This is a genomic window from Roseovarius sp. YIN77 (assembly GCF_057219155.1).
This window is the reverse complement of sequence record NZ_JBXVVI010000019.1, coordinates 1-25,063: the sequence shown is the minus strand read 5'-3', so window position 1 is coordinate 25,063 and position 25,063 is coordinate 1. Positions and strand designations below refer to the sequence as shown.

Sequence of the window (25,063 nt, the reverse complement as noted above, 5' to 3'; positions counted from 1 at the left end):
CCCTTACCCCTCTGCCTGCGCAAAGGCCATCAGCCGGTTTTGCGGCAGTTCAATGGTCATGGACTTGCCGTTGGCCAGTTCCAGACGACGCACGGCGTTGATCGAGAAATCGGCGATCAATGCCGCGTCACCGAAAATCTGATGTGTCAGGCGGCAGCGCCAGAAGGACCCCAAAAATTCCATTTCGGCAACCGTAACCTCAAAAGCATTTTCAGGCGTTGTGACTTCGTCGGGGGCACCGGGGGAGCGGGCGCCCTCACCATGGGGGATCACATCTTCGGGTCGGATGGCCGCAATCACCCGGTCACCGGGTTTGAATTCATGGTGCTTGCTTTTCAAGGTAGATCCACCGATCTGAACCTTGTCAGAAGCCCCGGCAAGGGCTGGGATTTGGTTCATCTCGCCGATAAAATCAGCCACGAACAAAGAGGCCGGATTGCGGTAGACCTCAGTCGGGGAGCCAACCTGTTCGATCACGCCGTGGTTCATCACCACAATGCGGTCGGCCATGGCCAGCGCCTCTTCTTGATCGTGGGTCACCATGACGGTGGTCACACCCAGTTTGCGTTGCAGTTCTTTGATCTCGTGGCGCAGATGGACGCGGACCTTGGCGTCAAGCGCGGATAGCGGTTCATCGAGCAGCAACAGCCCGGGATTGGTGGCAATCGCGCGGGCCAGTGCGATCCGCTGTTGTTGCCCGCCAGACAGTTGTGCCGGGTATTTCTTGCCCTGCTCGGGCAGGCCGACAAGGGCCAGCAACTCGGCCACGCGCACGGCAATTTCTGACTTGCTGCGGCCGGTATTTTCCAGACCGAATGCAATGTTTTTTTCAATCGTCAGGTTTGGAAACAGGGCGTAAGACTGAAACACAATGCCAAAGTCCCGCTCGGATGGCGGCAGGTTGGTGACATCTTTACCAGCTTGCATGACAGAGCCCTTGGTGGGCAGATCAAGCCCTGCGATGGCCCGCAGAAGCGTGGTTTTCCCACAACCTGATGGGCCGAGAAAGCAGATGAATTCACGCTCGTTGATATCGAGCGAGATGTTTTTGAGCGCGAGGAAATCTCCGAAAGCCTTCCAGAGATTGTTGATGCTCAGATACAAGTCAGGGGTGGCGGTCGCCTCGGTCACGGGGATCGTCCTTGTGGTCAGTTGTTGATGGAGCATTTCATGTCCTGCGCGGCTATCGGCGCCAGAAAAGAAGGGGGCCCGAAAGCCCCCCACAGGTACGGGAGATTAGCTCTTGGGTTCAGACTTGCCGTCGTAACGATCGGCCCATTCTTTCAGAATGGCCGCGCGATTGTTGGCAGCAAACTCAAAGTCGTTCTCGATCATCGCATCGAGCAGACCTTCGGGGAAATGCTCAACCGGCTTGGCAACACCGGGCATGGCGACAACGGCGTAACCGACATTGTACATCTCCATGGCACCGCGGGTGATCGAGAAATCAACCAGTGCCTGAGCTGCATCAAGATCATCGGTGCCAGCCACAATTGCGGTTGCTTCCATATCCCAACCTACGCCCTCGCTTGGAACAATGATGTCCAGCGGCGCGCCAGCGGCCTTGGATTTCGCGCCGCGGAAGGCAAAGGAAATACCGATCGGAATCTCACCAGCGGCAGCAAGTTTGCAGGGTTTGGAGCCGGAATGGGTGTAACGAGCGATATTGCTGTGCAGCGCGTCCATATAGGCCCAGCCGCCGTCCTCGCCAAACATTTGCAGCCAGCTGGACACATCCAGAAAGCCGGTGCCAGATGAGTTCGGGTTCGGCATGATCACGTGGCCCTCGTACTGAGGATCGGTCAGGTCCTGCCAGGATGTCGGGGGGGTCAGGCCCAGTTTTTCGGACTCGACTGTATTGTAGCAGACAGAGGCCACCCAGGCATCCATCCCAACCCAGCTGGGAACATCGCCGCCATCGACGAATTTCGGATCAAGCGCCTCGACACCTTCCGGCGCGTAGGCTTCTAGCATGCCTTCGGATTTCAGAAGCAATAGCGACGTCGCCGCCAGCCCCCAGACAACATCGGCTTGCGGGTTGTCACGTTCGGCCAGCAGCTTTGCCGTGATGATCCCGGTGGAATCGCGAACCCAGTTAATTGTGATGTCGGGATGTTCTGCGTTGAACGCCTCTGCGTAGCGCGCCAGATCTTCGGCCTCGACCGCGGTGTAGACGGTCAATTCGGTTTGTGCAGCCGCCGTTGTGGCAATCGCTGACAGCGCTGCGCAAGCTGCAAGTTTGCTGATGTGTTTCATAATTCCTCCTCTGTGCGAGTCATGTCCATCAGCGGATGATTTATTGTTGGGACATGACAGCTGTGTGAACACTGACAGAAATTTTTCCGAAGAAAAATTGATAATATTTACACATCCATAGGAAATATTTATAGATATAATTGTACCAAGGTGGTTTAAAAAATTCTGTAAGTATCAGTTTTTTAATTATAATAAATAAACTATCTCGATTGCTTCGCGCTGCAGTGTGGTCTGCATTCTAAAATGAGCTCTCAAAGCCAATTCGCACCTTTCCGACAATCCTAGAATACTTTTCGGGGATTGGCACTGTTGGTGACGGGAAATTTTTGACCAATCAGGCGATCTGATTGGTCAAAGTTCTTCGCGAATTGTTCGCGATTTGAAATGTTCGGCTTACGTGGTCCAGCAGTTCATCGACCTGATCCACAGTCGTTTGACCAGGCAAATAAAAACGGGCGCTCAGGCGCCCGTTTTTTTTGCTCTCGGATGCCACATCTTGGCTTAGATGGTGCCGCCCAAGCTGCCTTCCAGAGAGGCCAGTTCCTGACCACCGGCCATCAGATCCTGCAGCTCTTCGGGCGTGATTTCACCGCGTTTGGCGGTGCCCAGCGTCTTGCCGCGATTGAGCACGGTAAACCGGTCCCCCACGGCCAGCGCGTGACGCACATTGTGGGTGATGAACACCACGCCAATGCCCTGTTTGCGCACCCGGTCGATAGTTGCCAAAACGTTAGACGTCTGGCGCACACCAAGTGCGGATGTCGGTTCGTCCAAAATCAGAACTTTGGCCCCGAAATAGACCGCCCGTGCGATGGCCACGGTTTGCCGTTCGCCGCCGGACAAGGTGCCAACAGCCTGATCTGGCCCACGCAGGTTGATGCCCATTTTGCGCATTTCCTCGATCGTGATCTTATTGGCGGCCTCCACATCGAAACGCTTCATCAGTCCGCGTCCTGTGGTCGGTTCGCGCCCCATGAAGAAGTTGCGCGTTACCGACATCAAAGGGATCATCGCCAAGTCCTGATAGACAGTGGCGATGCCTGCCTCCATCGAATCGCGGGGGCTGTCAAAGCTGAGTGGAGATCCTTCGAAAAAGATCTCTCCCTTCGTGGGTTTGTGAACGCCTGACATAGTTTTGATAAACGTGGATTTGCCCGCGCCATTGTCGCCCAACAGGCAATGACACTCGCCAGCGCGCACATCGAAACTGACCCCGGCCAACGCGATGACATTGCCGAAATGCTTTTCGATTTTTTCCATATGGATGATTGGATCAGACATATCAGCGTTCCCCCGTTACACGTTTGCGGATCATGTTGTTGAAGAGAACAGCCACCAAGAGCATGCCGCCCAAGAACACCAGATACCAATCCTGATCGATATTGGTGTAGGTCAATCCGATCAGCACCATGCCAAAGATAATAGAACCAAAGAACGCCCCGATCGCAGACCCATACCCACCGGTCAGCAGGCAGCCCCCGATGACAGCGGCGATAATGGCCTCAAACTCTTTCTGGAACCCGCGACGCGCATCGGTTGATCCGCTGTCCAGCACCGTGATGATGGCCACAAGGCCGGCGCAACAGGCGGTGATGATAAAGAGGATGGTTTTGACCCGACGCACCGGCACACCAGAGTTGGATGCGGCATTTGCATCCCCACCAGAGGCAAAGATCCAGTTTCCGAACGGGGTTTTCAAAAGCACATAGGTGGCGATGAGTGCGACCACGATGAACCACAGAATTTCAACGGGAATGCCCTGAACTTTGGGGGTGCCGTTTTTGAACGTGTCGATCATGCCGGCATCGGCCAACCAGCGAAACAGACCCGGGAAGGCCTCACCCGAAAAGAAGGGGGTCAGGAAATCATTTTCCGTCGCATCGCGAACACCGCGCAACTGGGTGGAACCACCTGTTGCCAGTTTTAGACCAACCAGTGACAGGCCGCGGAAGATGAACAAGAACGCCAGCGTCACGATGAAGCTGGGAAGCCCCGTGCGCAGAACGATCTGGCCGTTAAATGTCCCGACCAATGCGGCGAAAGCCAAGGTCAAAGGAATGGCAAAAATCAGCGGCAGGCCAACAGTCACCACACAGGCCCCGAAGAACAAACCGGTAAAGGCGATCATGGAGCCCAGAGACAGGTCAAATTCCCCACCAATCATCAACAGCGCGGCGCCAATCGCCAAAATGCCCAGCTGCGCGGCAGGTGACATGAAGTTCATGAAGCCAGCCAGTGTGAACATCGCCCCGTCGGCGGTGATCAGAAAGAACAGTGTGACCAGGATGACCCCTGCAATCGCGCCAAGTTCCGGGCGCTTCATCATGCGGGTCATGAAGGATTCGTCTTTTATGCGTTCATCAATGGCAGCGGAATTATCGGTCGCCATGGTGCCCTCCAGTTTTATAAAAAGGGGCGTGCGCGGATCGCACACGCCCCGCAATCGATTTATGTCAGATCAGCGGATGCCTTTGGATGACAGATCAATCACCTGTGCAGCCTTGTCTGATGTGATCAGGTTCGGGCCAGACGGAACATCGCCACCGGGCATCAGGCCGTATTCAGCATGCAGCGCCAGGAAAGCAACCGGCAGGTAGCCTTGCAGATACTGTTGCTGGTCGATGGCAAATGCTGCATCGCCATCCGCAACAGATTGCAGGAAACCACCTGACAGGTCGAAAGATCCAACCCGCACATCACCTGAGCGGCCGACCGCAGCAACGGCGGCGACCGTAGGCTCACCCGCAAGCGATGCACCCAGTGCGATCACGGTGTCCACGTCAGGATCGGAATCCAGCGATGCTTTGACTTTGGCCTCAATCTCGGACGGGTCATTGTTGGTTGGCAGAACAGTCACTTCACCACCGAAGCCTTCAGTAAAGCCTGCACAGCGATCATCCAGCGATACGTTGCCAACCTCGTGGTTGATGCAGATCGCCTTGGTCCCGCCAAGATCGGCCATTTTTGCGCCAGCCGCTTTACCAGCGTCATATTCAGACTGACCAACATGCAGCAGAACGCCAAGCGCTTTACCAGCGTCTCCGCCAGAGTTCATAGAGATCACCGGAATGCCTGCGGCGACGGCTTTCTCTATCGATGGGCCCAATGCGTCTGCATCCGGAATCGAAACGATCAGCCCGTCAGGTTCCTGGTTGACGGCCGCGTCGATCAACTGGCTCATCGCGACCATGTCAAAGGTTTCGGGTGCCCGGTATTCGACATTGGCGCCGGTGTCCTGCGCGGCGCGTTCCACACCGTTTTTCACGACCGACCAAAACGGGTCAGAGGCCTGACCATGGCTGACAACGATGATGTCCGCCGCCAGCGCAGAAGTGGCTAGCGCGGCAGATGTTGCAGCGGCGGCCAAAGTTGTTTTCAGAAAAGTGTTCATGGATCCTCCCAAATTCTGTGCCTGCGCCTTGTGATGGCGCTAACGCGGCTAACAAAGCACGAATCCATTCATTTTGCAACCGGTTGCAAAAATCATTTTGAAAGTGAATACTGCAAGGCAGTGAAATTTCGTCTAAGAGAAGGCTGCCCAAGAACAAGAGCAGACAGAATATGGTCGTAACCCTGAAAGATGTCGCAGAGCGCGCCGGTGTTTCCCGGTCTGCTGTGTCGCGAACATTTACCGATGGGGCGTCCGTTTCTGCCAAGATGCGGCGCAAGGTCGAAAAAGCCGCCGCCGATCTGGGATATCAGCCGAATTTTCTGGCCCGTAGTTTAACAACGCGACGCACGAAACTGATTGGCCTGGTGGCAGATAACTTTACCAACACCTTCTTTTTGCATGCGTTTGATCGGTTCACGTCCGAACTGCAGAAACGTGGCTTGCGACCTTTGCTGGTCAACGTGTCTGATCAGGATGATCCCGACCGGGCCGCGCAGATGTTGCGTCAATATTCTGTAGACGGTGTCATTGTTGCTTCTGCCACTGTGGATCCGCAACTGATTGAGTCGTTCAAAAAGGTGCGCCTGCCGGTGGTCTATTCGTTCACCCGGTTTTCTGACCACCTGGAAGAAAACGTCGTGGGTGTAGATGATGTGGCCGCAGCAGAAAAGGCCGCCAATATCCTGATTGACCGGGGCTACCGCCATATAGGGTTTGTTGGCGGGCCAAAGCGCGCGACCTCTAGCCTGGATCGCTACAACGGATTCGCGCAGGCGATGGGCCGGCACCCCGAGTTAACATTTGATGCCGAATTTGCGGATGACTACTCTTATGCTGCCGGTCGCGCCATCATGATGAAGATGTTGGATGCTGGACGAGCACAAGCGTATTTCTGCGCCGCAGACATGATCGCCATTGGGGCCATGTCAGCCTTGGAAAGCCACGGTCTGCGTGTGCCTGATGATGTCGGTATTCTGGGAATTGATGATATCGAAATGGCCGCCTGGGACAGTATCAATCTGACGACATTGCAGCAACCGATCGACAAGATTGTCTCGTCCTCGGTCGATCTGATCTCTGCGATCCTGCAAAGTGAGAGTGAGTTTTACCCCGAAAACCGGACATTCTCGACCCGGTTGATCGAACGGGGCACGCTGCGCAGCGCTTAGGCAGCCGCCCTTGTCTGTCGCTTAGCGGAACATGGGTGGACGGGCATCAACCCAGCCCCCGTTCTTGCGCCCACTTTCGGCGACAGCATAGACAGCAGCCATTGACCTTAATCCGTCCTCGGCACGGGGATACAGATTGGCGGCTGGGTTCATCGATCGCCCTTGTTTTTCAGCGCGAATTGCCTCTGCCAGGTCCATGTAGATGTTGGCAAAGGCCAGGGGCATCCCCTCGGCATGGCCGATGGTGACGCGGCTGGTTCGGTCGGCTTCTGGCGACAGGTTCGGCTCCCCACGTTCGATCACTTGCAATCGCCCACCCAACGGCATCCAGTGCAGCTGGTTGGGATGTTCCTGGGCCCAGCGCAACCCGCCCTTTTCGCCAAACACCTGTAGCGTCAGGCCATGTTGCCTGCCAATCGCGATAGAGCTTGTCCAAAGGCGCCCCACAGCCCCACCATCAAAGCGCATGTTGACCATGGCGTCGTCTTCCAGAACCCGGCTTGGGATGCAGGAAACGGTGTCAGCCGACAGAGTTTTAACCTCTTGCCCGATGACAAAACTGGCCATGTGAAGCGCATGGATTCCGCAATCGGCAAACTGGGCCGATACGCCCGCCTGTGCCGGATCATAGCGCCAGCGCACGCGCGGATTGTCGGCGTCAGCAGCATCGGCGTGATGGCCATGCGCAAACTCTGCCTTGACCAATCGGATCTGACCCAGATCGCCCCGTGCCACCATGGCCCGCATATGCCGCACTAGCGAATAGCCCGAATAGCCGTAATTCACGGCGCATATCTTACCGGATGATTTTGCCAGACTGACAATCTCTTCGCCTTCTTCCACCGTCATCGTCATCGGCTTTTCGCAAAAGACATGAAACCCGGACTGAAGAAAGGCCTTGGTGATTTTAAAATGGGTATCATTCGGGGTTGCGACGGTGACGATGTCGATCCGATCGTCACGCGCGGTTTCGCCCGCCAGCATTTCCTGCCAATCACCATAAGACCGGTCCGCAGCAAGACCCAGACGCTGCCCATAATCCCGTCCGGCCTCTGGCCGGTGGTCCAGGGCGCCCGCGACAAATTCGAACGCGTCATCCAATCCAGCTCCCAAACGGTGCGCTGGTCCGATCTGGCTGCCTTCGCCGCCGCCGATCATGCCCCATTTTAGCTTGGACATGAAAACCCTCCCGTCCGATCAGATCAAAGCCAAACGGCCCCGACAGGCCCGTTTAGTGTTCAAGCCAAATCTGATCGCCCGCGGGTAAATTGACACCCGCATTCCTGCCGAAGGTTGGATTGAAAATGCAACCGCCGACAATTGGTTTGGGACCTGAATCAGCTTTTCAAACGATTGCACGTCAAATTTTTAATTGCAACCGGTTGCAAAATTTGTATCCTTGAGGAAGGGTGCGTGCAAGGCCCAATCGCGCGCGCCAATGTCAATAAATCTGAGAGCACCCCATGAACGCAGTCCTGGATGGTATCCGGAAAAACAAATTTGTCGTGTTTGGTCGGGCCGGAATGGATATGTACGCGGCCCCGGTTGGCGTCAAAAGCGAACTTGCAGACACTTTTCATGCCGATCTTGGCGGGTCCTCTGCCAATATCTGTGCAGGCTTGTGCAAGTTCGGGGCGGAAGCGGCCCTTGTGACATCGGTCTCTGATGATGCGATTGGCCGGTTTTGCGTCAATCGCCTCCACCACTATGGCGTCGACACCCGCTATGTCCGCGCCGTCGGAGGGGAGGCACGGACATCACTTGCCGTCTACGAAAGCACGGTTGAGGATTTCCAGAACGTCATCTATCGCAATGGGGCCGCCGATTTTCAGGTCACGGATCACGACATGGATCAGGTGTCTTATGGCGACTATGGCGCACTGATCACGGCGGGCACTGTTTTTGCCGCGGAACCGTCACGCAGCGCCACGTTTCGGGCCTTTGAACACGCGCGCACTCACGGTTTGCCGGTGATTTTTGACATAGATTACCGGCCCTATTCCTGGCCTTCAGCTGAAGTCGCGGCAGAGGTTCTGTCGCGTGCTGGCGATGAGAGCGACCTGATCGTCGGCAATGACGAGGAATTCGGTTTTATGGCCGGTGGTCTGGACAAAGGTTTGGACAAGGCCCGCGCATTGGCCGATGAGGGCCGGATCGTGATTTACAAGATGGGCTCTGAGGGCGCGATCACCCTCGCAGGTGGAGAGGAACACCGCACCGGCATCTATCCGGTCACAGCCGTCAAACCCAACGGCGCCGGGGATAGTTTTATGGCGGGTCTTTTGGCCGGCTTGGCGGAAGGGCGCGACATGCAAGAGGCGGTTTTGCGCGGGTCAGCTTGCGCGGCGATTGTGGTGTCAAAACCCGGATGCGCGCCTGCGATGCCCACGACGGCGCAACTGGATCAATTCCTGTCCTCTCACCCTGGTCCCACTGACGTTTAAGGACGCATCATGCATATCGCCCCTTTTGACAATCAAAATAAGGCCATCGTGGATGCCGATGATGCCCATGTGCCGTTGGTCTATTTCAATATCGTCAAGCTGAAACGCGGTGATGCGTTCGAGTATCAGGTGCCTGGCTATGAAACCTGTATCCTCCCCGCGACCGGCACGGTGGATGTGGATATCGAAGGCGTGTGTTTTTCTGCATTAGGCAAACGCGGCGTCGATGTCTGGGATGGTGATCCAGAAGGGGCATATGTGCCTAGCGGGGCCAAGGCACAGATGGTGTGTGTGTCTGAAATGGCAGAGGTGTTCATCGCCGGGGCGCGGTATGACAAGGTGCTTGATCCGTTTGATGTGCGTGAACATGATCTGGTGCAATACGGATCGGACGACACGAAAACCCATCGCAAAATAAAACATATTTTGGGTCAAAAACACCATGACCGGGTCGGCCGCTTGCTGGTCAGTGAGCTTTATGCCGTGGGCGCGGGGGGGTGGTCTGGTTTTCCCAGTCATAAACATGACACCGAACGTCTGCCGCAGGAAACCCGCCATGATGAATGCTACAATTTTCGCTTTCGCCCGGATTACGGATCGGGGCTGCAAATGCTTCAGCGTGTCGATAATGAACCCGGCGACGCCTATCACATTGTCAATGGCTCCACCGTGCTGATCGACAAAGGCTATCACCCCTGCTGCGTTCTGCCGGGGTATGAGATGTATTATTTTACTATTCTGGGTGGTCTGACGCAGCGCAGCCTTGTCCAATATTTCCAACCGACCCACGCCGCGCAATTGGAAACCATTCCTGGGATCAAAGATATGATTGCGAAGTTCAAATGACATTGGCTACCCTATCGGATGTTGTGAAACCCGCCCTACACGGCGGATATGCAGTGGCTGGCCTGGTGACCTTGGGGTGGGAGGACATGCGCGCCTATGTGGCCGCGGCGGAGGCCGAAGATGTGCCTGTCATCCTGCAGGCGGGCCCGTCTTGCCGGGCGCATACGCCGCTGCCGATCCTGGGGAAGATGTTCCGGTATCTGGCCGAAAACGCCTCTGTCCCTGTCGTCGCGCATCTGGATCATGGATATACGTTTGAAGAATGCAAAGAGGCGCTGGATAGTGGCTTTACCTCGTTGATGTTTGACGGCTCTCGCAAGCCCCTGAGCCAAAACATTGATGAAACCGCCCGTATCGCAGAAATGGCCCATGCGGCCGGAATATCCTGCGAGGGGGAGATCGGGTTTGTCGGATATTCCGGCGGCGAAGGGTCCAACGGTACTGACCCGGATCAGGCCGCGACCTTTGCCCGTGAAAGCGGGGTGGATGCCATGGCGATTTCTGTCGGCAACGTGCATTTGCAACAGGACAAAGAGGGTGGACTGGACGAACCCCGCATTCGCGCGATCGAGGCTGTGACGGATATCCCATTGGTCATTCATGGTGGATCGGGGGTGCCGGTGGCGCAGCGCACCGCGTTGGCGCGGGGATCGAATATCTGCAAGTTCAACATCGGAACAGAGCTGCGCATGGCCTTTGGCAATGCAATGCGGGAGGCCGTGAATCGTGACCCGGACCGGTTTGACCGCGTGCAGATACTGAAGGAAACCCATGATCCGCTGGTGGCCGCCACACGGCAAGTCTTGCGGGCATTCAAAGCCGCATAGAGCAGACCGAAGGGAACAGACATGACAGTGAATGACAATTCCGGTTTCTCGCGTCGCCTTCGCCTTGGTCTTGTTGGGGGTGGTCGGGGGCTGATCGGGCGTGTTCACGCCAATGGTGCCCGGCTGTCGGATCGTTGGGATCTGGTGGCGGGTGCGTTGTCGTCGAACCCGGGCTATGCGTTGGAATTGGCGGCGGAATGGTTTCTGGACCCTGCGCGCAGCTATCCCGACTATCAGCAAATGGCACAAGCGGAAGCCGCGCGCGCCGATGGTATCGACGCTGTTGCGATTGTCACGCCAAATGCGCTCCATGCGCCGGTGGCAAAGGCGTTCATGGCCCAAGGCATTCACGTGATTTCAGAAAAGCCCCTGACTGCGCATCTGGAAGAGGTCGAAGATCTGATCCAAATGCAGTCGGAAACCGGGCTGATCTATGGGGTGACTTACCCCTATTCGGCGCATGCCATGGTCCGGCAAGCGCGGGCGATGGTGGCGGCGGGCATGTTGGGGGATGTTCGTCAGGTCCATGTGGAATATTTTCAGGACTGGGCCATCGATGTGACCGACGCCGGGGGCGACGCCCCGTGGCGGTTCAATCAGGACATGAACGGGCCCAGCCTGACATTGGCCGATATTGGTACCCATGCCGAACATATGGCGCGTTTCGTCAGCGGGCTGGAGGTCGAGGCCGTCCGCGCCGATCTGCATGTCACGGGGGCGGCCAAATCGATGGAGGACACAGCCTTTGTCCAATTGCGCCTGACCGGCGGAGTGCCCGGCACGCTGATGGTCAGTCAGGCGATGGCGGGCACCCAGTGCGGGTTGCGTATTCGTGTGGCGGGGACCAAGGCATTGTTGGATTGGAATGCCGAAGAGCCAGAGGTTCTGCAGTTCTTGCAAGTGGGTCAGCCGGCGCAAACCTTGACACGCGGGCACTGTTCGGGGATGTTGCCCCAGGCCGAACGTCTGGTTCGCATGCCGCGCGGCCACCCAGAGGCGCTGAGTGATGCCTGGGCCAATCTGTATCTGGAATTTGCAGAGGCGATCATGTCACATCGCGACGGTGTTGTGCGGTCTGCGGATGCGATGTCGCCGCCGATGCTACGCGATGGCGTGTCGGGCATGTGTTTCGTGACTGCAGCGTTGCGATCAAACCAGATCAATGACTGGGTGGATATGCCGGTCGTGTAACCGCACGTGTCCTAAACCCCGAAATCCACTAGAAATCTTGCAGTTACGACCCGGATCGGCATAACCTCTCCTACAGGATGGGTATGTGCAGTCATGGTGACCGGTTTTAATCCGACATCTGTCACCTGACATGCACTTTGAGGGACGGCAATGACAGCAATTTCCGAGGGGCTTGGCGTATTGGCTATGGCGGCTGATGCCGCCACCGGGCGGCCGAAAGGGTCTGGCCTGACCGCGGCGATTGTGGCGGCAGAGTTTTCCAAACGTATGGGCGATGACTTGAGCACACAGAAAGATGCGTATTTTCTGGCGCTTGTCCGGTTTATCGGCTGCACGATCACCAGTTTCGAAACCGGTATGATGTCGATGGGCGATGATCAGGGTTTTGCCGTGGCCACGATGTTTGGGGATTGGGCGGATCGCAACGACTTGAAAAAATACCTGAACGAATTCGTGGCGCTGGAGGCAGAGGAAGAAGACCGCAATGCGGCCTTTGACTATGTGTGCGATATCCTGCCCGAAGCGGCCCCTGATTTCACAGCTGCCCATTGCCGCCAGTCGTTTTTATTGGCCAGCCGGTTGCCCCTGTCGCAGACTGTGTTGGAGTGTATCCCATATTACTATGCCCGCTGGGATAAAAAGGTGTTGCCATTTGGCGGCGCCGATGTGCCGTACCTCTCGCGGTTGGTGCGGATCACCGAATTGGCGGAATTTATCCGGCGCATGGAAAACACGACTCGCGCCAAAGCGGTAATCGCCGCAAAGCTGGGTCATGAGTTGGACCCTGATTTGGGGGCAAAGTTTCTGGAACATGCCGACGAGGTATTCAAGGCTGCCCGCCGTACACCAGAATTTGAGGCTTTCATCAATGCAGAACCTGGGGACCCGGTGAGCTTGACCCCCAAATGCCGCGAAGCTCTGGCAGAGATCGCCGCAGATATGACCGATCAAAAGGCACCCACATTCCGCAGCCATTCCCGCCGGGTGGCCGGGCTTGCTGCACAGGCGGCGCAGATCGCGAAACTGCCCAAGGAAGACGCAGTCAATCTGCGGCTGGCGGCACTTGTCCATGACATCGGGAAATGCGCGATTTCCAACCGGATCTGGAACAAGTCGACATCCCTGTCAGTGTCCGAAAGGTTGGAGATGGAGCGTCATACCTTTCAGACGCTGTTCTTTCTGTCTCATGGCAACCCCTTTCGGGAATGGGCCGATGTTGCCTCTTGCGCACATGAGCGCGCCGATGGATCGGGCTATCACCGACGCGCACCGATGTCTGATCTGGCTTGCAATATCCTTGCTGCCGCGAATGAATATGATGAACTGACACACGCGGTACCTGGGCGCGCAGCGTTGACGGCAGAGGCCGCTGCCGAGCATCTGACAAAAGACGCAAAAGAGCGCAGGTTTGTTCTGTCCGCCGTAACCGCCGTTCTGCAAGCAGCGGGCCATACGGTTCGGGATGCTCAGGCCGCCTTGCCCTGTGGCCTGACCCGGCGAGAGGCACAGGTTCTGGCGCGATTGGCAAAGTCAGAAACCACGGCAGAGCTTGCCGAGGCGCTTGGAATTTCGCCCAAAACCGCCGATCACCACATCCAGAATATCTATAACAAAACCGATATTCGCGCCCGCCCGGCCCTGGCTTTGTTCGCTATGGAACATGGCATTGTCATGGATTAGGGATATTTCCCGCAAAAAATAGGGAGTCCTCCCGATACATGGGGAGGTCCGGCTCTGGCACCTTTTACTAACGAAGACATCCACCGTCTTCGGGACAGTGAAAGGAAGACATGATGCCACTTTACAATTCGATCATCGTTGATGCCCCCGCCGATCAGGTTTGGGCCACGTTGAGGAATTTCAACGACATGAGCTGGGCCGAAGGAATTGTCGAAAGCGTGACATCCGAAAATGGCAAAAGCGGGACAGAGGTCGGCGCCGTGCGCATGATCAACGGTGCTATCCGCGAAACCCTGCAAAGTTTCGACGATGAGGCACGCTGCTTTAGCTATTCCATCGATGATGGGCCAGATGTGTTCAGCAAAGACATGCTCGAAGGCTACATCGGTCAGGCACGGGTTACGCCGGTGACGGCGACGGGGCAATCCTTTGTGGAATGGTCGTCGGATTGGGCCAATTCCAAGGGCGACATCGTCGGGGCGGGTGACCCCCTATATGCGGGCCTGCTGGGTCTGTTGGCGCAGAAATTCCACTGATTTCAAAATTACGAAGGACAAAGAAGGAAACGAAATGATGCTGATGAACACTTTGAAAACCACCGCTTTCGCCGCGGCAATTGTTGCTGGTTCCCTGACACAGCCGGCCCTGGCCGATGGGCACAACGATGCCTCTGACGATATCACCTGGGTTTTGACCGTTGCCGTGAATGAAGGGCAGAATGAGGCCTTTAACGCATTGATGGCTGAAATGGTCGGTGCAACCCGCGAAGAGACCGGAGCCAAAACCTATGAATGGCTGCGCAATGGCGACACGGTGCAAATTCTGGAACGCTATGAAACCAACGAGGATGCCGGTATCCATCTGGGCAATTTTGGCGCCAATTTTGCCGAACGCTTCCTGACTGCGGTCACGCCCACCGGCCTGATTGTTTTTGGCCCGGCAGAGGGCGGCGTTCGTGAAGGGCTCGCAGGATTTGGCGCAACATTTTATGACCAAGTTGGCGGGTTTGAACGGTAGATCGCCGCGAACCCTCTGATTTCCACCACCACTCACATGATCCTGAACAGGCCCCTATTGGGGCCTGTTTTTGACTGTGCCCGCTAGGCGGCCGCACCCGCATCTTATGGTTTCCCAACCTGCTGCACTGCGGTAGCGTTGACAAAACAATCAATCAGATGGGGGAGACGCACCAATGGGCACGCATGGATATGAAGGTGGGCGGCTGAATTTGCCCTTTGTCGGGATCTGCACCTTTGCCAAGGGGGACTATGTTCAGGATTGGGATGTCATTGATGCCGATGTTGCCGTTCTGGGCGCCCCGTTTGATTTTGGCTGTCAGTGGCGGTCCGGTGCCCGGTTTGGGCCAAGGTCGGTGCGGGAGGCCTCAACGCTTTTTTCCTTCGGTCATGGCGGGGCCTATGATTTTGAGGATGATGTCACCTACTTGCCAGCCGAAAGCACCAAAATTGTCGACATTGGTGATGCAGACATCATCCACACCGACACGATGCAAAGCCATGCCAATATCGAGGTGGGCGTTCGCGCGATCCTGAAGTCAGGCGCCCTGCCGGTGGTGATCGGTGGCGACCATTCTATCAATATCCCCTGCATCAATGCCTTTGATGATCAGGACCCGATCCATGTGGTCCAGATCGATGCGCATCTGGATTTTGTCGATGAACGCCACGGCGTGCGTTACGGCCATGGCAATCCGATGCGCCGCGCGGCGGAGAAGCCCTATGTGACGGGACTGACACAGCTGGGTATCCGCAATGTGTCGTCAACGGCCAAGGAGGGGTACGAACAGGCGCGCGAGATGGGGTCTGATATCTTGTCGGTCCGGCATCTGCGCAAGCTGGGGGTCGAGGGCGTGTTGGAACGAGTGCCTGCAGGAAAACGCTATTACGTGACCATCGACATTGATGCGTTTGATCCATCCATCGCGCCGGGGACGGGAACGCCCAGCCATGGCGGATTTATCTATTACGAGGTGTTGGAATTTCTGGACGGTTTGACCAAGCGCGGCGACATTGTTGGCATCGATCTGGTCGAGGTGGCGCCGGATTATGACCAAACAGGATCTACCGCGGTTCTGGCCGCGCAGGTGTTAATGAACCTGATCGGGCGGATTTTGCATAACCGATCAAACTGAACGGACACCGATAAATCTTGCCTTACACTGTTTGCCGTTGGGCTGTGCGGGCTTGTTCTACAATCCAGTTGGCCAGAATTCTGGTGGATCGTCGGCCCGCCGCTGGCGCCGAAGATCGAATGAAATACCCGGATGATAGTCCCAGATTGCCGGGCAGGGCTTCGGTCAGGCGCCCATCCTGCAAATATCCATCGATCAGTGGTCTGCGGCCCAAGATTATGCCTTCGCTCCGGCAGGCTGCCTCGATCGAGATCAACAAGCCATCCACCGAAAACCCAGATCTCAGCTCTATGTCCGGCCGGGCAAATACCCGTGCCCAACGGTGCCAGTCGTTTTCATAGCCCAGCGTGTGAATCAATTCCTGCTCGCACAAATGTTCGGGTGACCGAAAGGGCCCGTATCGCGCCAGAAAGTCCGGCGAACAGACAGGAATAATCTGCGCATCCCACAATTTATCCATCGTATCATCGGGCTTGGCGTCATTGGCTAGCCGGAAGATTTCCAGATCATTGCCCTGACCGCGATATTGGGGGGGCAGACTGTCTGTGGTTCGCAAATGCACCTCGATCTCAGGGTGCTGACAGTGAAAATCCCGCAGGCGCGGGGCAAGCCATATGGTCGCAATTGATGGCGTACAATGCACGGTGACAATGGCCTTTTGTGCGTCTGGAAACAGCTGGTCTGTCACAGTGTCCAAACGATCCAGGACTTCGCGGACCACCTGATAATAGGCCCTGCCGGATTCGCTGAGGGTCAAAGATCGATTGTGGCGCACGAACAGCGTTGTCCCCAGCGCGTCCTCCAGATGTTTGATCTGCTGACTGATCGCTGCTTGGGTTAGGTTAAGTTCTTGTGCTGCCAGCGAAAAACTCAGGAATCGCGCTGACGCGTCAAAGGCGCGGAGGTAATTCAGGCGCGGGCGGCGTGGCATAAGAGTTATTCACATAAGGTTTTCTAATGCGAACATGCATGAAAGCTCGTTTGACCGCAAGAGGGCAATCGCGCACCTTTCAACGGAAATACAGGGAGCGTCAGCATGCAGTATTTTTCTTTCCTCGAAGACAGCGCACTAGATCGAATTCACGAGGCCTCTCTGGAGATCCTAGAAGAGGTCGGCCTGCTGGTTCGAAACCAAAAGGCCCGCAACCGGTTTGCCGAACATGGGGCCATCGTGGATGAGGCCAATGAACGGGTGCGGATACCGTCAGATGTGGTGATGCGTTATCTGAAACTGGTGCCACCAACCATCACCCTGCGTGGGCGCGATCCGAAATTTGATGTGACCTTTCCGCGCAAATTACCGGTGGTGGCAACGGCCAGCTCGGCCCCTGATATCGTCGACCCGGTGACCGGCATCACCCGGCGGGCAACTTCTGCCGATATTGCCCGTTTAGGGCATATCGTGAATGAGCTGGATGGCTTTGACGTCTTCTCTATCTCTGTCCTCGCCGATGACGCGCCAGAGGGGCATTTCAACCTGTCACGCTTTTATCCGGCGCTGAAAAACTGCCTGAAACCGGTGCGTACCTCTGTCGTCAGTGTTGATGAGGCAAAGCAAATCCTGAAACTGGGTGAACTGATTGCAGGCGACAAGGATGCGTTTTGGGAACGTCCCTTTATCAACTTTGGCTACTGTTCCATCGTGACGCCGCTGACCATGGATTTCGACAGTACCGAAAACCTGATGTTCTTTGCCGAAAACGGTGTCACCGCTTATGGCACCGTGGCCCCAATGGGGGGCATCAATACGCCGCTGTCGTTGCCCGGCATGATGACCATGGTCAATGCCGAATGGTTGGCCACCATGTGTCTGGCGCAGATGTCGCGGGCGGGAACCGAACTGATCTATAACTTCCTGCCGGTCTTTGCTGATCTACGGGATGGGGCCTATGCCCCCGGCGCGATTGAGGTCGGCATGATGAATTCCATCGTCTGTCAGATGGCGCGGCGCTATAACGCTCCGGCTGGGGGTTATCTGGGCCTGACCAATTCCAAAGTCTCTGACGCGCAGGCAGGCTTTGAAAAGGGTATGTCACCCCTGCTGGGGGCGCTGTCGGGCGTGAATTTTGTCGTCATGGGGGGGCTTTTGGATGCGCTGATGTCGCTTGATTTCGGCCAACTCGCCATCGACAACGAGATCGCCAAGATGATCAAGGTTGTGCGCGGCGGGGTAGAGTTCAGCGAGGCAGAGCTGGGTCTGGAAGACATCAAACGTATCGGTCCCGCGGGTATCTTTGCAGATTCACCCATGACGCTGGAACGGATGCTATCTGGCACGTTCATGCCGGAACTCGCCGATCGTCAATTGCGTGAAACATGGGAGGAGGAGGGTTCCTCCACCATCCATCAGCGCGCCTTGAACAAATCCATGGGCATTCTTGCCCGCCAGCCCAACCCTGCTGCCCTGACGGCAGAGGCTGATGCCCGGATCAAGGCCTATTTCCCCGGCATTGTCGCCGGCGACAGTTCTCTGCCCGAGGGTTGGCAGCATCTTGATGTCGGACACAAATCCGCAACCCGTGAACGCCGCACCAGCCGCCGCCGTAAGGTCCGCGCCTGATCTGACAGGATATCAAAATGACCAATACTCTTCCTTCCGCGGCACGCATTGTCGTCATTGGAGGCGGTGCGATCGGCACCTCCATCGCCTATCATCTGGCCAAAGCGGGTGAAACCGATGTTGTCCTTCTGGAAAAAACCCGGCTGACAGAGGGTGCGACCTGGCATGCGGCGGGGCTGGTTGGCCAGTTTAGGTCGCAGCAAAACCTGATGAGCCTGATGAACGATTCCGTGCGTCTGTTTGATACGCTGGAGGCAGATACCGGACAGGCCATCGGTTGGAAAAAGGTCGGCTCCATGCGCATCGCGTCCACGCAGGATCGCTGGCTGGAGCTGTTGAAATCGCATTCGTCTGCCCGGGCGGTCGGGTTTGACATGGATATCCTCTCCCCCAAAGAGGCAAAGGATATCTATCCGCTGATGCAGGTCGATGATCTGGTTGGCGCGGCGTTCATCCCCGAGGACGGCCATGTCGATCCCTATTCCCTGACCCAGGCCTATGCCAAAGGCATCCGCAAATATGGGGGCCGGGTGTGTGAACAGGTGATGGTTACCGATCTGGTCCGGCAGGGCAACCGGATCAGCCATGTGGTGACAGATAACGGCACGATCGAGGCCGACATTGTGGTCAATGCGGCGGGCCTCTGGGCGCGGCAACTGGGCTGGATGGCGGGTGTCGACCTGCCCGCAGGTGTTGTGCAGCACCAATATTTTGTTACCGAAAAGACGCCGGAGATACCCGATAATCTGCCAGCTTTCCGCGATCCGGACGGGCGCTATTACGCCAAACCAGAACCGGGTGCCTTGGCCATTGGCGGATGGGAACTGACGACCGACACCGTGAACCCGCGCGACGGCTTTCCATGGGAAAATGCCCGGCATCTGTTTGATGCCAATATGGATCGGCTGGAAGAGGTGTTTTTGCCCGCCGCCCACCGCCTGCCCCTGATCAACGATCTGGGTGTACGCACCATCGTCAACGGCCCGATCCCGATTTCGCCGGATGGGGAGCCGGTCATGGGTCCAGTGCCGGGGCTGGACAATTTCTTTGCCGCCTGTGCCTTTACGTCGGGTATTGCGGCCTCTGGTGGGGTTGGCAAGGCCGCGGCCAACTGGCTGTTGGAGGGCGATCCGGGCCTCGACCTCTGGGCGTTTGACATCCGGCGCTTCGGTCCGTTGCAATCGGGGCAGAAATTCCTGCACGACCGGGCTGTGGAAAGTTACACCAAATACTATCACATCCACTGGCCGGGGGAGGAGCTGGACAGCGCCCGGGGTGTACGCCGATCGCCGCTTTACCGGGCTCTGAAGGACCAGGGCGCTGTGATGGGATCAAAATTCGGCTGGGAACGGGCCAACTGGTTTGCCCATGGCGATATCCCACCCACACCACAATTCGGCTGGAACCGTCCGGGGCAGGCCGAAACGGTTGGCCGCGAACACCGCGCAGCGCGGGAGGCTGCGGTTGTCACCGACATGACCTCATTCACCAAGTTTGAAATCGCTGGCCCGAAATCCTGTGACTTTCTTCAATATCTGGCGGTCGCTAACATTGATAAACCCGTGGGGGGTGCGGTCTATACGCAGCTGTGTAATGAGCGTGGCGGGATAGAGGCTGATGTCACTATCATCAGATGCGCCGAGGATTGCTTTTGGCTGATCACCGGCTCTGCCCTGGGCATTCGGGATCGCAACTGGATCGACCGGAATCTTGCGAACTTTCAACAACAGCGTGCGCCAATCTGGCAGTCACAGGGCGAACAATGGACAAGGTCAACACATGTGAATGATCCGCAGATAACAATCCGCGATATCAGTTCTGCCTATGGTGTGTTGAACATTCAGGGACCGAAGGCGCGCGATATCCTGCAAACCCTGACCGATAGTGATCTTGGTCATGATGCCTTCCCCTTCATGTCTGCGCAGGACATCCGCGTGGGCTATGCCCCGGCACTGGCCTACCGTGTGACCTATGTCGGCGAACTGGGATGGGAGCTGTATATCCCGACCGAATATCTGGAATACGCCTATGAAACCCTCATGGCGGCGGGGGCGCCCCAAGGCTTGATCAACATGGGTTACTACGCGGTCGACAGCCTGCGGTTGGAAAAACGGTTTGTCGCCTGGGGGTCGGACATCAATTCCGATTATACCCCGATCGAGGCCGGATTGGGCTTCTTGATTGATTGGGATAAGGGGGATTTTCTGGGGCGGGAAGCGCTTGAAAAACAACGTGAAACTGGCCCGTCGCGCAAGCTGGCGGCGCTGTTGCTGGACGAACCGCTGACTGTGTTTGGAGGGGAGGCGGTGATGCATGACGGGCGCGTTGTGGCGCAGACCACGTCAGGCAACTTTGCTTATTCGCTGGGACAGCCCATTGCGCTGGCCTATCTGCCGACAGAGCTGGCAAAAACCGGGGTCGAATTGACGGTGCAAAGCTTTGGCGACACCTGCACCGCCCGCGTCACCATGGGCACGCCCTATGATCCGAAGCGGCAGAAAATCCTGTGCTGATCCCCCCGGCCGAACTTGCTGGCTGACGCGCGGGTTCCGCCCTGCTATACGGGGGTCGAGGAGGAACGAGCATGCGTAAATTTGGATGGCTGACCGCCCTGATCGCTGTCACCGCGCTGTCAGGCTGCGCCGTGGCCGTGGGGGCAGGTGCCGTGGTGATCACGGACGAGGTCTTGGAACGCCGCGATGGGGATGACGGGTTGATCTAAGCCTCTGTTATACCGCACAATTCTTGCAAAACGGTGTGTCGGGCAGTAGGTCTAGACGCGCCTGAGAGATATCGTCGCTGCATTTTGCGCATTCGCCATAGCTGCCCTCTGCAATCCGGTTGAGCGCGGCATCAATCCGGCGCAATTCGGCCAGTTCAACATGGCCAAGGCTTTCTAAAACCTCGTCCCCCTGACGTTCCGACGACCGATCTTCCCAGTCTTTGGACGGGGTTTCATCCAGGCTGTGTTCGACCTTCATCAGGTGCCCGGCCAGTTCATCCCGCCGCGCCCTCAGCGCCGCCTCATATTTGGCGATATCCATTCCGTGTCTCCTTTATCGGTCGTCAGAGGGAGTGTGAGGGCTATTAGGGCACGCGGCTTTGACATGGGTCAAGCCCGGGCCCGCGGCGCAATCGTTAACGCCAAATGGCACGTCGGTATTACGTCGGTATTTTATCGGTATTGCGACGGTGAGTGGGGCGAGGGGGCCGGGCGCGTTAACGAATGGGGATTTGGCCGTAGGGTGGGGTTTCACTCCACCATGTTGGAGCCGGATCGGAGCCGGAATTGGCGGGGTGAAACCCCGCTCTACGGATGGGCGCGTAGGCCGGGCTTCAGCCCGGCACCGTTTCCATCAGACGAACGGTCGGCGTTGGGACGGTGCAACAGAGGGCCGCGACCGACCCGGGGTGGCGCAATCGCGCCGCCCATGGGGCGGGTCGGCGCGGCCCGGCGATGCCGGGCGGGGGTGGATCTCTAAGTAGAAGGCTCAAACATTTGATGTAGAAATGGGCAAGCAGAGCTATGAACGATCTTTTTTCTCACTCTCTTCATCAGTTTCTGGCTCTGGTAGCCCTAGCCGCTCAGGAGGTGGTAGCTGTTTTTTTTGATCTTCGTTCTCAATCTTTTGGAGTCCGTACACTGCTCCAGCAATTCTCTCAATTAACTTCACAGCTGGATCAAGTTTTTTAGCACCTTCCGAAACAGCGTTTGTTAGCACTAAGAACGTTTCAGAAAATGTGTGAATATGCGCGCGGTTTCTGTCTACCTCAGATTGGAGGGTGTTGAGTTTTCTTAATATGCTTTCTCTCAACAACTCTTCAACTTCAGCTTCCTGGACGCATTTTCTAATGTGGCCAAGATAAGTGGTCGCCCTTGCACGCCAATCTTCGTCTAAATGCACGAAATCACGCCGAAGATTTCCATCGATTATGAAGATGTTACGGGACTGTAATTCGGTTACAAATTGTTCCAACCGAAACAGATGATCGAATATCATTTCCTTATCGTATTCGGTTAACCTGATGCTGCGCACTTGGAGTTTGGATAGCCCTGAGATCTGAATTTCAAATTGTTCTGCGGCCTCAATCGCGCTGTTCACATATATAACAGCTCGCGCGTAGTCTGTATCTGCTCGCAGTTCTGCCAAACGAATACGATTTTGCTGAAGGAATTGATAAAACTGAGCTTCTCCATTCATTCGATCAGCTTGAGGGATCAAAATGGTTTTTTCAACGGCTAACAACTACTTAAGCACAAAAATTTTTTGGAACAAAGTGAAGTCGAATCCCCTCACTCCATCTTCAACGCATTAATAAACGCTTCCTGCGGGATATCGACTTTCCCGAACTGGCGCATCTTTTTCTTCCCAGCTTTTTGCTTGTCCAGCAGTTTCCGTTTCCGCGTGGCGTCGCCGCCATAGCATTTCGCGGTCACGTCTTTGCGCATGGCCGATAGCGTCTCTCGGGCAATCACCTTGCCGCCGATGGCCGCTTGAATCGGGATTTTGAACATGTGGCGGGGGATCAGTTCTTTCAGCTTTTCCACCATCGCGCGGCCGCGCATCTCAGCCCGGTCGCGGTGCACCATGGTTGACAGGGCATCCACTGGTTCCTCGTTCACCAGCACCTGCATCTTGACCAGGTTGTCCTGACGATACCCTTCGAGGTTGTAGTCAAAGCTGGCATAGCCCTTGGTCACTGATTTCAGGCGATCATAGAAATCAAACACCACCTCGTTCAGGGGCAGATCATAGACCACCATGGCGCGGCTGCCCGCATAGGTCAGGTCCAACTGGATGCCGCGGCGATCCTGGCACAGTTTCAGTACGTCGCCCAGATATTCATCGGGCACCATGATCGTGGCCTTGATGCGCGGCTCCTCCAGATGATCCACATGGGTCAGGTCGGGCATGTCGGCGGGGTTGTGAAGCTCCATCATCGACCCATCCCGCATGTGGATGTGATAGATGACCGAGGGCGCGGTGGTGATCAGGTCGATCCCGTATTCGCGCTCAATCCGGTCGCGGATGACTTCGAGGTGCAGAAGACCCAAGAACCCGCAGCGAAAGCCAAAGCCCAACGCGGCAGAGGTTTCCATTTCATGGCTGAACGACGCGTCATTCAGGGCCAGTTTTTCGATGGCGTCGCGCAGGTCCTCGAACTCGGCATTGTCCACGGGGAAGAGACCACAGAAGACCACGGGTTGAGAGGGGTTAAAGCCCGGCAGGGGGACTGTCGCGCCCTTTTTCTCATGCGTGATCGTGTCGCCGACCTTGGTGTCGCGCACCTGTTTGATCGAGGCGGTGATAAAGCCGATCTCGCCCGGGCCCAGTTCGCTGATAACGTCCATCTGCGGGCGGAAGACACCGATGCGGTCCACGCCGTAGATCGCGTTAGTTTGCATCATCTTGATGCGGTCGCCCTTTTTCAACACGCCGTCCATGATCCGGACCAGTACCACAACGCCCAGATAGGCGTCATACCAGCTGTCGACCAGCATCGCCTTTAGCGGGGCCGTGCGGTCGCCGGTGGGGGCGGGGAGTTGGGTGACGATCGCCTCTAGCGTTTCGTGGATGCCGACACCGGTCTTGGCCGACACACGGATGGCGCCGGTGGCGTCAATGCCAATCACATCCTCGATCTGTTCGGCGACACGGTCGCAATCGGTGGCGGGCAGGTCGATCTTGTTCAGAACCGGCACGATCTCATGATCGGCCTCGATGGCCTGATAGACATTGGCGAGCGTCTGGGCCTCCACCCCTTGGGTGCTGTCGACGACCAAGAGCGATCCCTCAACCGCGCGCATGGAGCGGGAGACCTCATAGGCGAAATCGACGTGGCCCGGCGTGTCGATCAGGTTCAGCACATAATCCTGCCCGTCATCGGCGGTGTAATCGATGCGCACCGTGTTGGCCTTGATGGTGATCCCGCGTTCGCGCTCCAGATCCATGGAGTCGAGGAGCTGTTCCTTCATGTCGCGATCCTTGACTGTTCCAGTTTCCTGAATCAGCCGGTCAGCGAGCGTCGATTTCCCGTGGTCAATATGCGCCACGATCGAGAAATTGCGGATATGTGCGAGGTCTGTCATGACTGCGGGATATGGAAGGGTTTTGGGGTTTGGTCAAGGTGGGAAGAGTCACTCACTGATGATCCAGCGATGGAGATGAAAAGTATAAAAACAATGGATGACGTAAAGATAATAGGACTGCTTGAACGACTCGAAGAAGATGAACTGACATTGATTGAGTTTAGGTCGGCAATGCGGGTTCTACCATTCGTCGCATTCGACTCTGTTCCTAAACGTTCAATCGACTTGCAATTAGCTCATTTGCTGCGGGCGCTAGTAGTTGCGGGAGTATATCTGAATACACATGAAAGCGAACTAGAAGTAATCGCTGATACTGTCGCAGAGAAAGCGTTTGGAGTTCCCCCGGTTTGATGGACACTTTTTATCGATGAAGGAGAATGTTTTTCATGCCGAGAACGAGGAACCCGTACCCTGCGGAATTCAGGGATCAAATGGTCGCGCTGGTGCGAACCGGGC

24 protein-coding genes are annotated in these 25,063 nt (G+C 56.4%); 14 read left to right on the top strand and 10 right to left on the bottom strand.

Annotated features, from left to right (window positions below):
- Positions 1 to 3: 3 nt before the first annotated feature.
- The 5 genes from AC2D8P_RS13950 to AC2D8P_RS13930 all read right to left on the bottom strand — a co-directional run bounded on the left by AC2D8P_RS13950 (position 4) and on the right by AC2D8P_RS13930 (position 5,647).
- Entirely contained in the window at positions 4 to 1,167 is a 1,164-nt protein-coding gene (locus AC2D8P_RS13950; RefSeq protein ID WP_484703400.1) for a putative 2-aminoethylphosphonate ABC transporter ATP-binding protein, read from the bottom strand.
- A gap of 69 nt (positions 1,168 to 1,236) precedes the next feature.
- The gene (locus AC2D8P_RS13945; protein ID WP_484703399.1) at positions 1,237 to 2,256 is read right to left on the bottom strand and encodes a putative 2-aminoethylphosphonate ABC transporter substrate-binding protein; all 1,020 of its coding nucleotides are present in this window, start codon (positions 2,254 to 2,256) and stop codon (positions 1,237 to 1,239) included.
- A 501-nt stretch (positions 2,257 to 2,757) separates the two neighbouring features.
- Positions 2,758 to 3,537, bottom strand: a complete 780-nt coding sequence (locus AC2D8P_RS13940; RefSeq protein WP_484703398.1) for an ATP-binding cassette domain-containing protein — start codon at positions 3,535 to 3,537, stop codon at positions 2,758 to 2,760.
- 1 nt (position 3,538) lies between these two features.
- Positions 3,539 to 4,645, bottom strand: a complete 1,107-nt coding sequence (locus AC2D8P_RS13935) for an ABC transporter permease (RefSeq protein ID WP_484703397.1) — start codon at positions 4,643 to 4,645, stop codon at positions 3,539 to 3,541.
- A gap of 69 nt (positions 4,646 to 4,714) precedes the next feature.
- Positions 4,715 to 5,647, bottom strand: coding sequence for a sugar ABC transporter substrate-binding protein (locus AC2D8P_RS13930; protein ID WP_484703396.1), 933 nt, complete (start codon positions 5,645 to 5,647; stop codon positions 4,715 to 4,717).
- Between the two features lie 170 nt (positions 5,648 to 5,817).
- On the opposite strand from AC2D8P_RS13930, the gene AC2D8P_RS13925 reads away from it, so the two are divergent.
- A complete protein-coding gene (locus AC2D8P_RS13925; protein WP_484703395.1) occupies positions 5,818 to 6,816 on the top strand; it encodes a LacI family DNA-binding transcriptional regulator in 999 nt (332 codons plus the stop codon).
- 21 nt (positions 6,817 to 6,837) lie between these two features.
- Here the strand turns inward: AC2D8P_RS13925 and AC2D8P_RS13920 are convergent, their stop codons facing one another.
- Positions 6,838 to 7,995, bottom strand: coding sequence for a Gfo/Idh/MocA family protein (locus AC2D8P_RS13920; protein ID WP_484703394.1), 1,158 nt, complete (start codon positions 7,993 to 7,995; stop codon positions 6,838 to 6,840).
- Between the two features lie 284 nt (positions 7,996 to 8,279).
- On the opposite strand from AC2D8P_RS13920, the gene iolC reads away from it, so the two are divergent.
- From iolC to speB, 8 genes are all read left to right on the top strand, one after another.
- Entirely contained in the window at positions 8,280 to 9,260 is a 981-nt protein-coding gene (gene iolC / locus AC2D8P_RS13915; protein WP_484703393.1) for a 5-dehydro-2-deoxygluconokinase, read from the top strand.
- Between the two features lie 9 nt (positions 9,261 to 9,269).
- Positions 9,270 to 10,106, top strand: a complete 837-nt coding sequence (locus AC2D8P_RS13910; protein WP_484703392.1) for a 5-deoxy-glucuronate isomerase — start codon at positions 9,270 to 9,272, stop codon at positions 10,104 to 10,106.
- A complete protein-coding gene (locus tag AC2D8P_RS13905; RefSeq protein WP_484703391.1) occupies positions 10,103 to 10,933 on the top strand; it encodes a class II fructose-bisphosphate aldolase in 831 nt (276 codons plus the stop codon). Before AC2D8P_RS13910 ends, AC2D8P_RS13905 begins: the two co-directional genes overlap by 4 nt.
- A gap of 21 nt (positions 10,934 to 10,954) precedes the next feature.
- A complete protein-coding gene (locus AC2D8P_RS13900; RefSeq protein ID WP_484703390.1) occupies positions 10,955 to 12,124 on the top strand; it encodes a Gfo/Idh/MocA family protein in 1,170 nt (389 codons plus the stop codon).
- 150 nt (positions 12,125 to 12,274) lie between these two features.
- The gene (locus AC2D8P_RS13895; RefSeq protein ID WP_484703388.1) at positions 12,275 to 13,804 is read left to right on the top strand and encodes an HD domain-containing phosphohydrolase; all 1,530 of its coding nucleotides are present in this window, start codon (positions 12,275 to 12,277) and stop codon (positions 13,802 to 13,804) included.
- Positions 13,805 to 13,917: 113 nt separating this feature from the next.
- A complete protein-coding gene (locus AC2D8P_RS13890) occupies positions 13,918 to 14,340 on the top strand; it encodes an SRPBCC family protein (RefSeq protein ID WP_484703387.1) in 423 nt (140 codons plus the stop codon).
- A gap of 34 nt (positions 14,341 to 14,374) precedes the next feature.
- Positions 14,375 to 14,821, top strand: a complete 447-nt coding sequence (locus tag AC2D8P_RS13885) for a putative quinol monooxygenase (RefSeq protein ID WP_484703386.1) — start codon at positions 14,375 to 14,377, stop codon at positions 14,819 to 14,821.
- 175 nt (positions 14,822 to 14,996) lie between these two features.
- Positions 14,997 to 15,956 (top strand): agmatinase, encoded by a 960-nt coding sequence (speB, locus tag AC2D8P_RS13880; RefSeq protein ID WP_484703385.1) that lies wholly within the window; start codon positions 14,997 to 14,999, stop codon positions 15,954 to 15,956.
- 22 nt (positions 15,957 to 15,978) lie between these two features.
- Here the strand turns inward: speB and AC2D8P_RS13875 are convergent, their stop codons facing one another.
- A complete protein-coding gene (locus tag AC2D8P_RS13875) occupies positions 15,979 to 16,887 on the bottom strand; it encodes a LysR substrate-binding domain-containing protein (protein WP_484703384.1) in 909 nt (302 codons plus the stop codon).
- Between the two features lie 105 nt (positions 16,888 to 16,992).
- Between AC2D8P_RS13875 and AC2D8P_RS13870 the strand changes: the two genes are divergently transcribed.
- From AC2D8P_RS13870 to AC2D8P_RS13860, 3 genes are all read left to right on the top strand, one after another.
- On the top strand, positions 16,993 to 18,516 hold the full coding sequence (locus tag AC2D8P_RS13870; RefSeq protein ID WP_484703383.1) for a trimethylamine methyltransferase family protein: 1,524 nt from the start codon (positions 16,993 to 16,995) through the stop codon (positions 18,514 to 18,516).
- 17 nt (positions 18,517 to 18,533) lie between these two features.
- A complete protein-coding gene (locus tag AC2D8P_RS13865; RefSeq protein WP_484703382.1) occupies positions 18,534 to 21,029 on the top strand; it encodes a GcvT family protein in 2,496 nt (831 codons plus the stop codon).
- A gap of 71 nt (positions 21,030 to 21,100) precedes the next feature.
- Complete coding sequence (locus AC2D8P_RS13860) at positions 21,101 to 21,238, top strand: hypothetical protein (RefSeq protein ID WP_484703381.1); 138 nt, start codon at positions 21,101 to 21,103, stop codon at positions 21,236 to 21,238.
- 7 nt (positions 21,239 to 21,245) lie between these two features.
- Here AC2D8P_RS13860 and AC2D8P_RS13855 read toward each other — a convergent pair whose 3' ends face one another.
- Entirely contained in the window at positions 21,246 to 21,560 is a 315-nt protein-coding gene (locus tag AC2D8P_RS13855; RefSeq protein ID WP_484703380.1) for a TraR/DksA family transcriptional regulator, read from the bottom strand.
- Positions 21,561 to 21,593: 33 nt separating this feature from the next.
- Between AC2D8P_RS13855 and AC2D8P_RS13850 the strand changes: the two genes are divergently transcribed.
- Positions 21,594 to 21,998 carry a hypothetical protein gene (locus AC2D8P_RS13850; protein ID WP_484703379.1) on the top strand — a complete coding sequence of 135 codons (405 nt, stop codon included), beginning with the start codon at positions 21,594 to 21,596 and terminating at the stop codon, positions 21,996 to 21,998.
- 42 nt (positions 21,999 to 22,040) lie between these two features.
- Here the strand turns inward: AC2D8P_RS13850 and AC2D8P_RS13845 are convergent, their stop codons facing one another.
- Together AC2D8P_RS13845 and lepA are read right to left on the bottom strand one after the other, a co-directional pair.
- A complete protein-coding gene (locus AC2D8P_RS13845; RefSeq protein WP_484703378.1) occupies positions 22,041 to 22,718 on the bottom strand; it encodes a hypothetical protein in 678 nt (225 codons plus the stop codon).
- A 92-nt stretch (positions 22,719 to 22,810) separates the two neighbouring features.
- On the bottom strand, positions 22,811 to 24,607 hold the full coding sequence (lepA, locus tag AC2D8P_RS13840; RefSeq protein ID WP_484703377.1) for a translation elongation factor 4: 1,797 nt from the start codon (positions 24,605 to 24,607) through the stop codon (positions 22,811 to 22,813).
- Between the two features lie 75 nt (positions 24,608 to 24,682).
- Here lepA and AC2D8P_RS13835 point away from each other — a divergent pair, with 75 nt between their 5' ends.
- A complete protein-coding gene (locus AC2D8P_RS13835; protein WP_484703376.1) occupies positions 24,683 to 24,958 on the top strand; it encodes a hypothetical protein in 276 nt (91 codons plus the stop codon).
- Positions 24,959 to 25,063 lie beyond the last annotated feature (105 nt).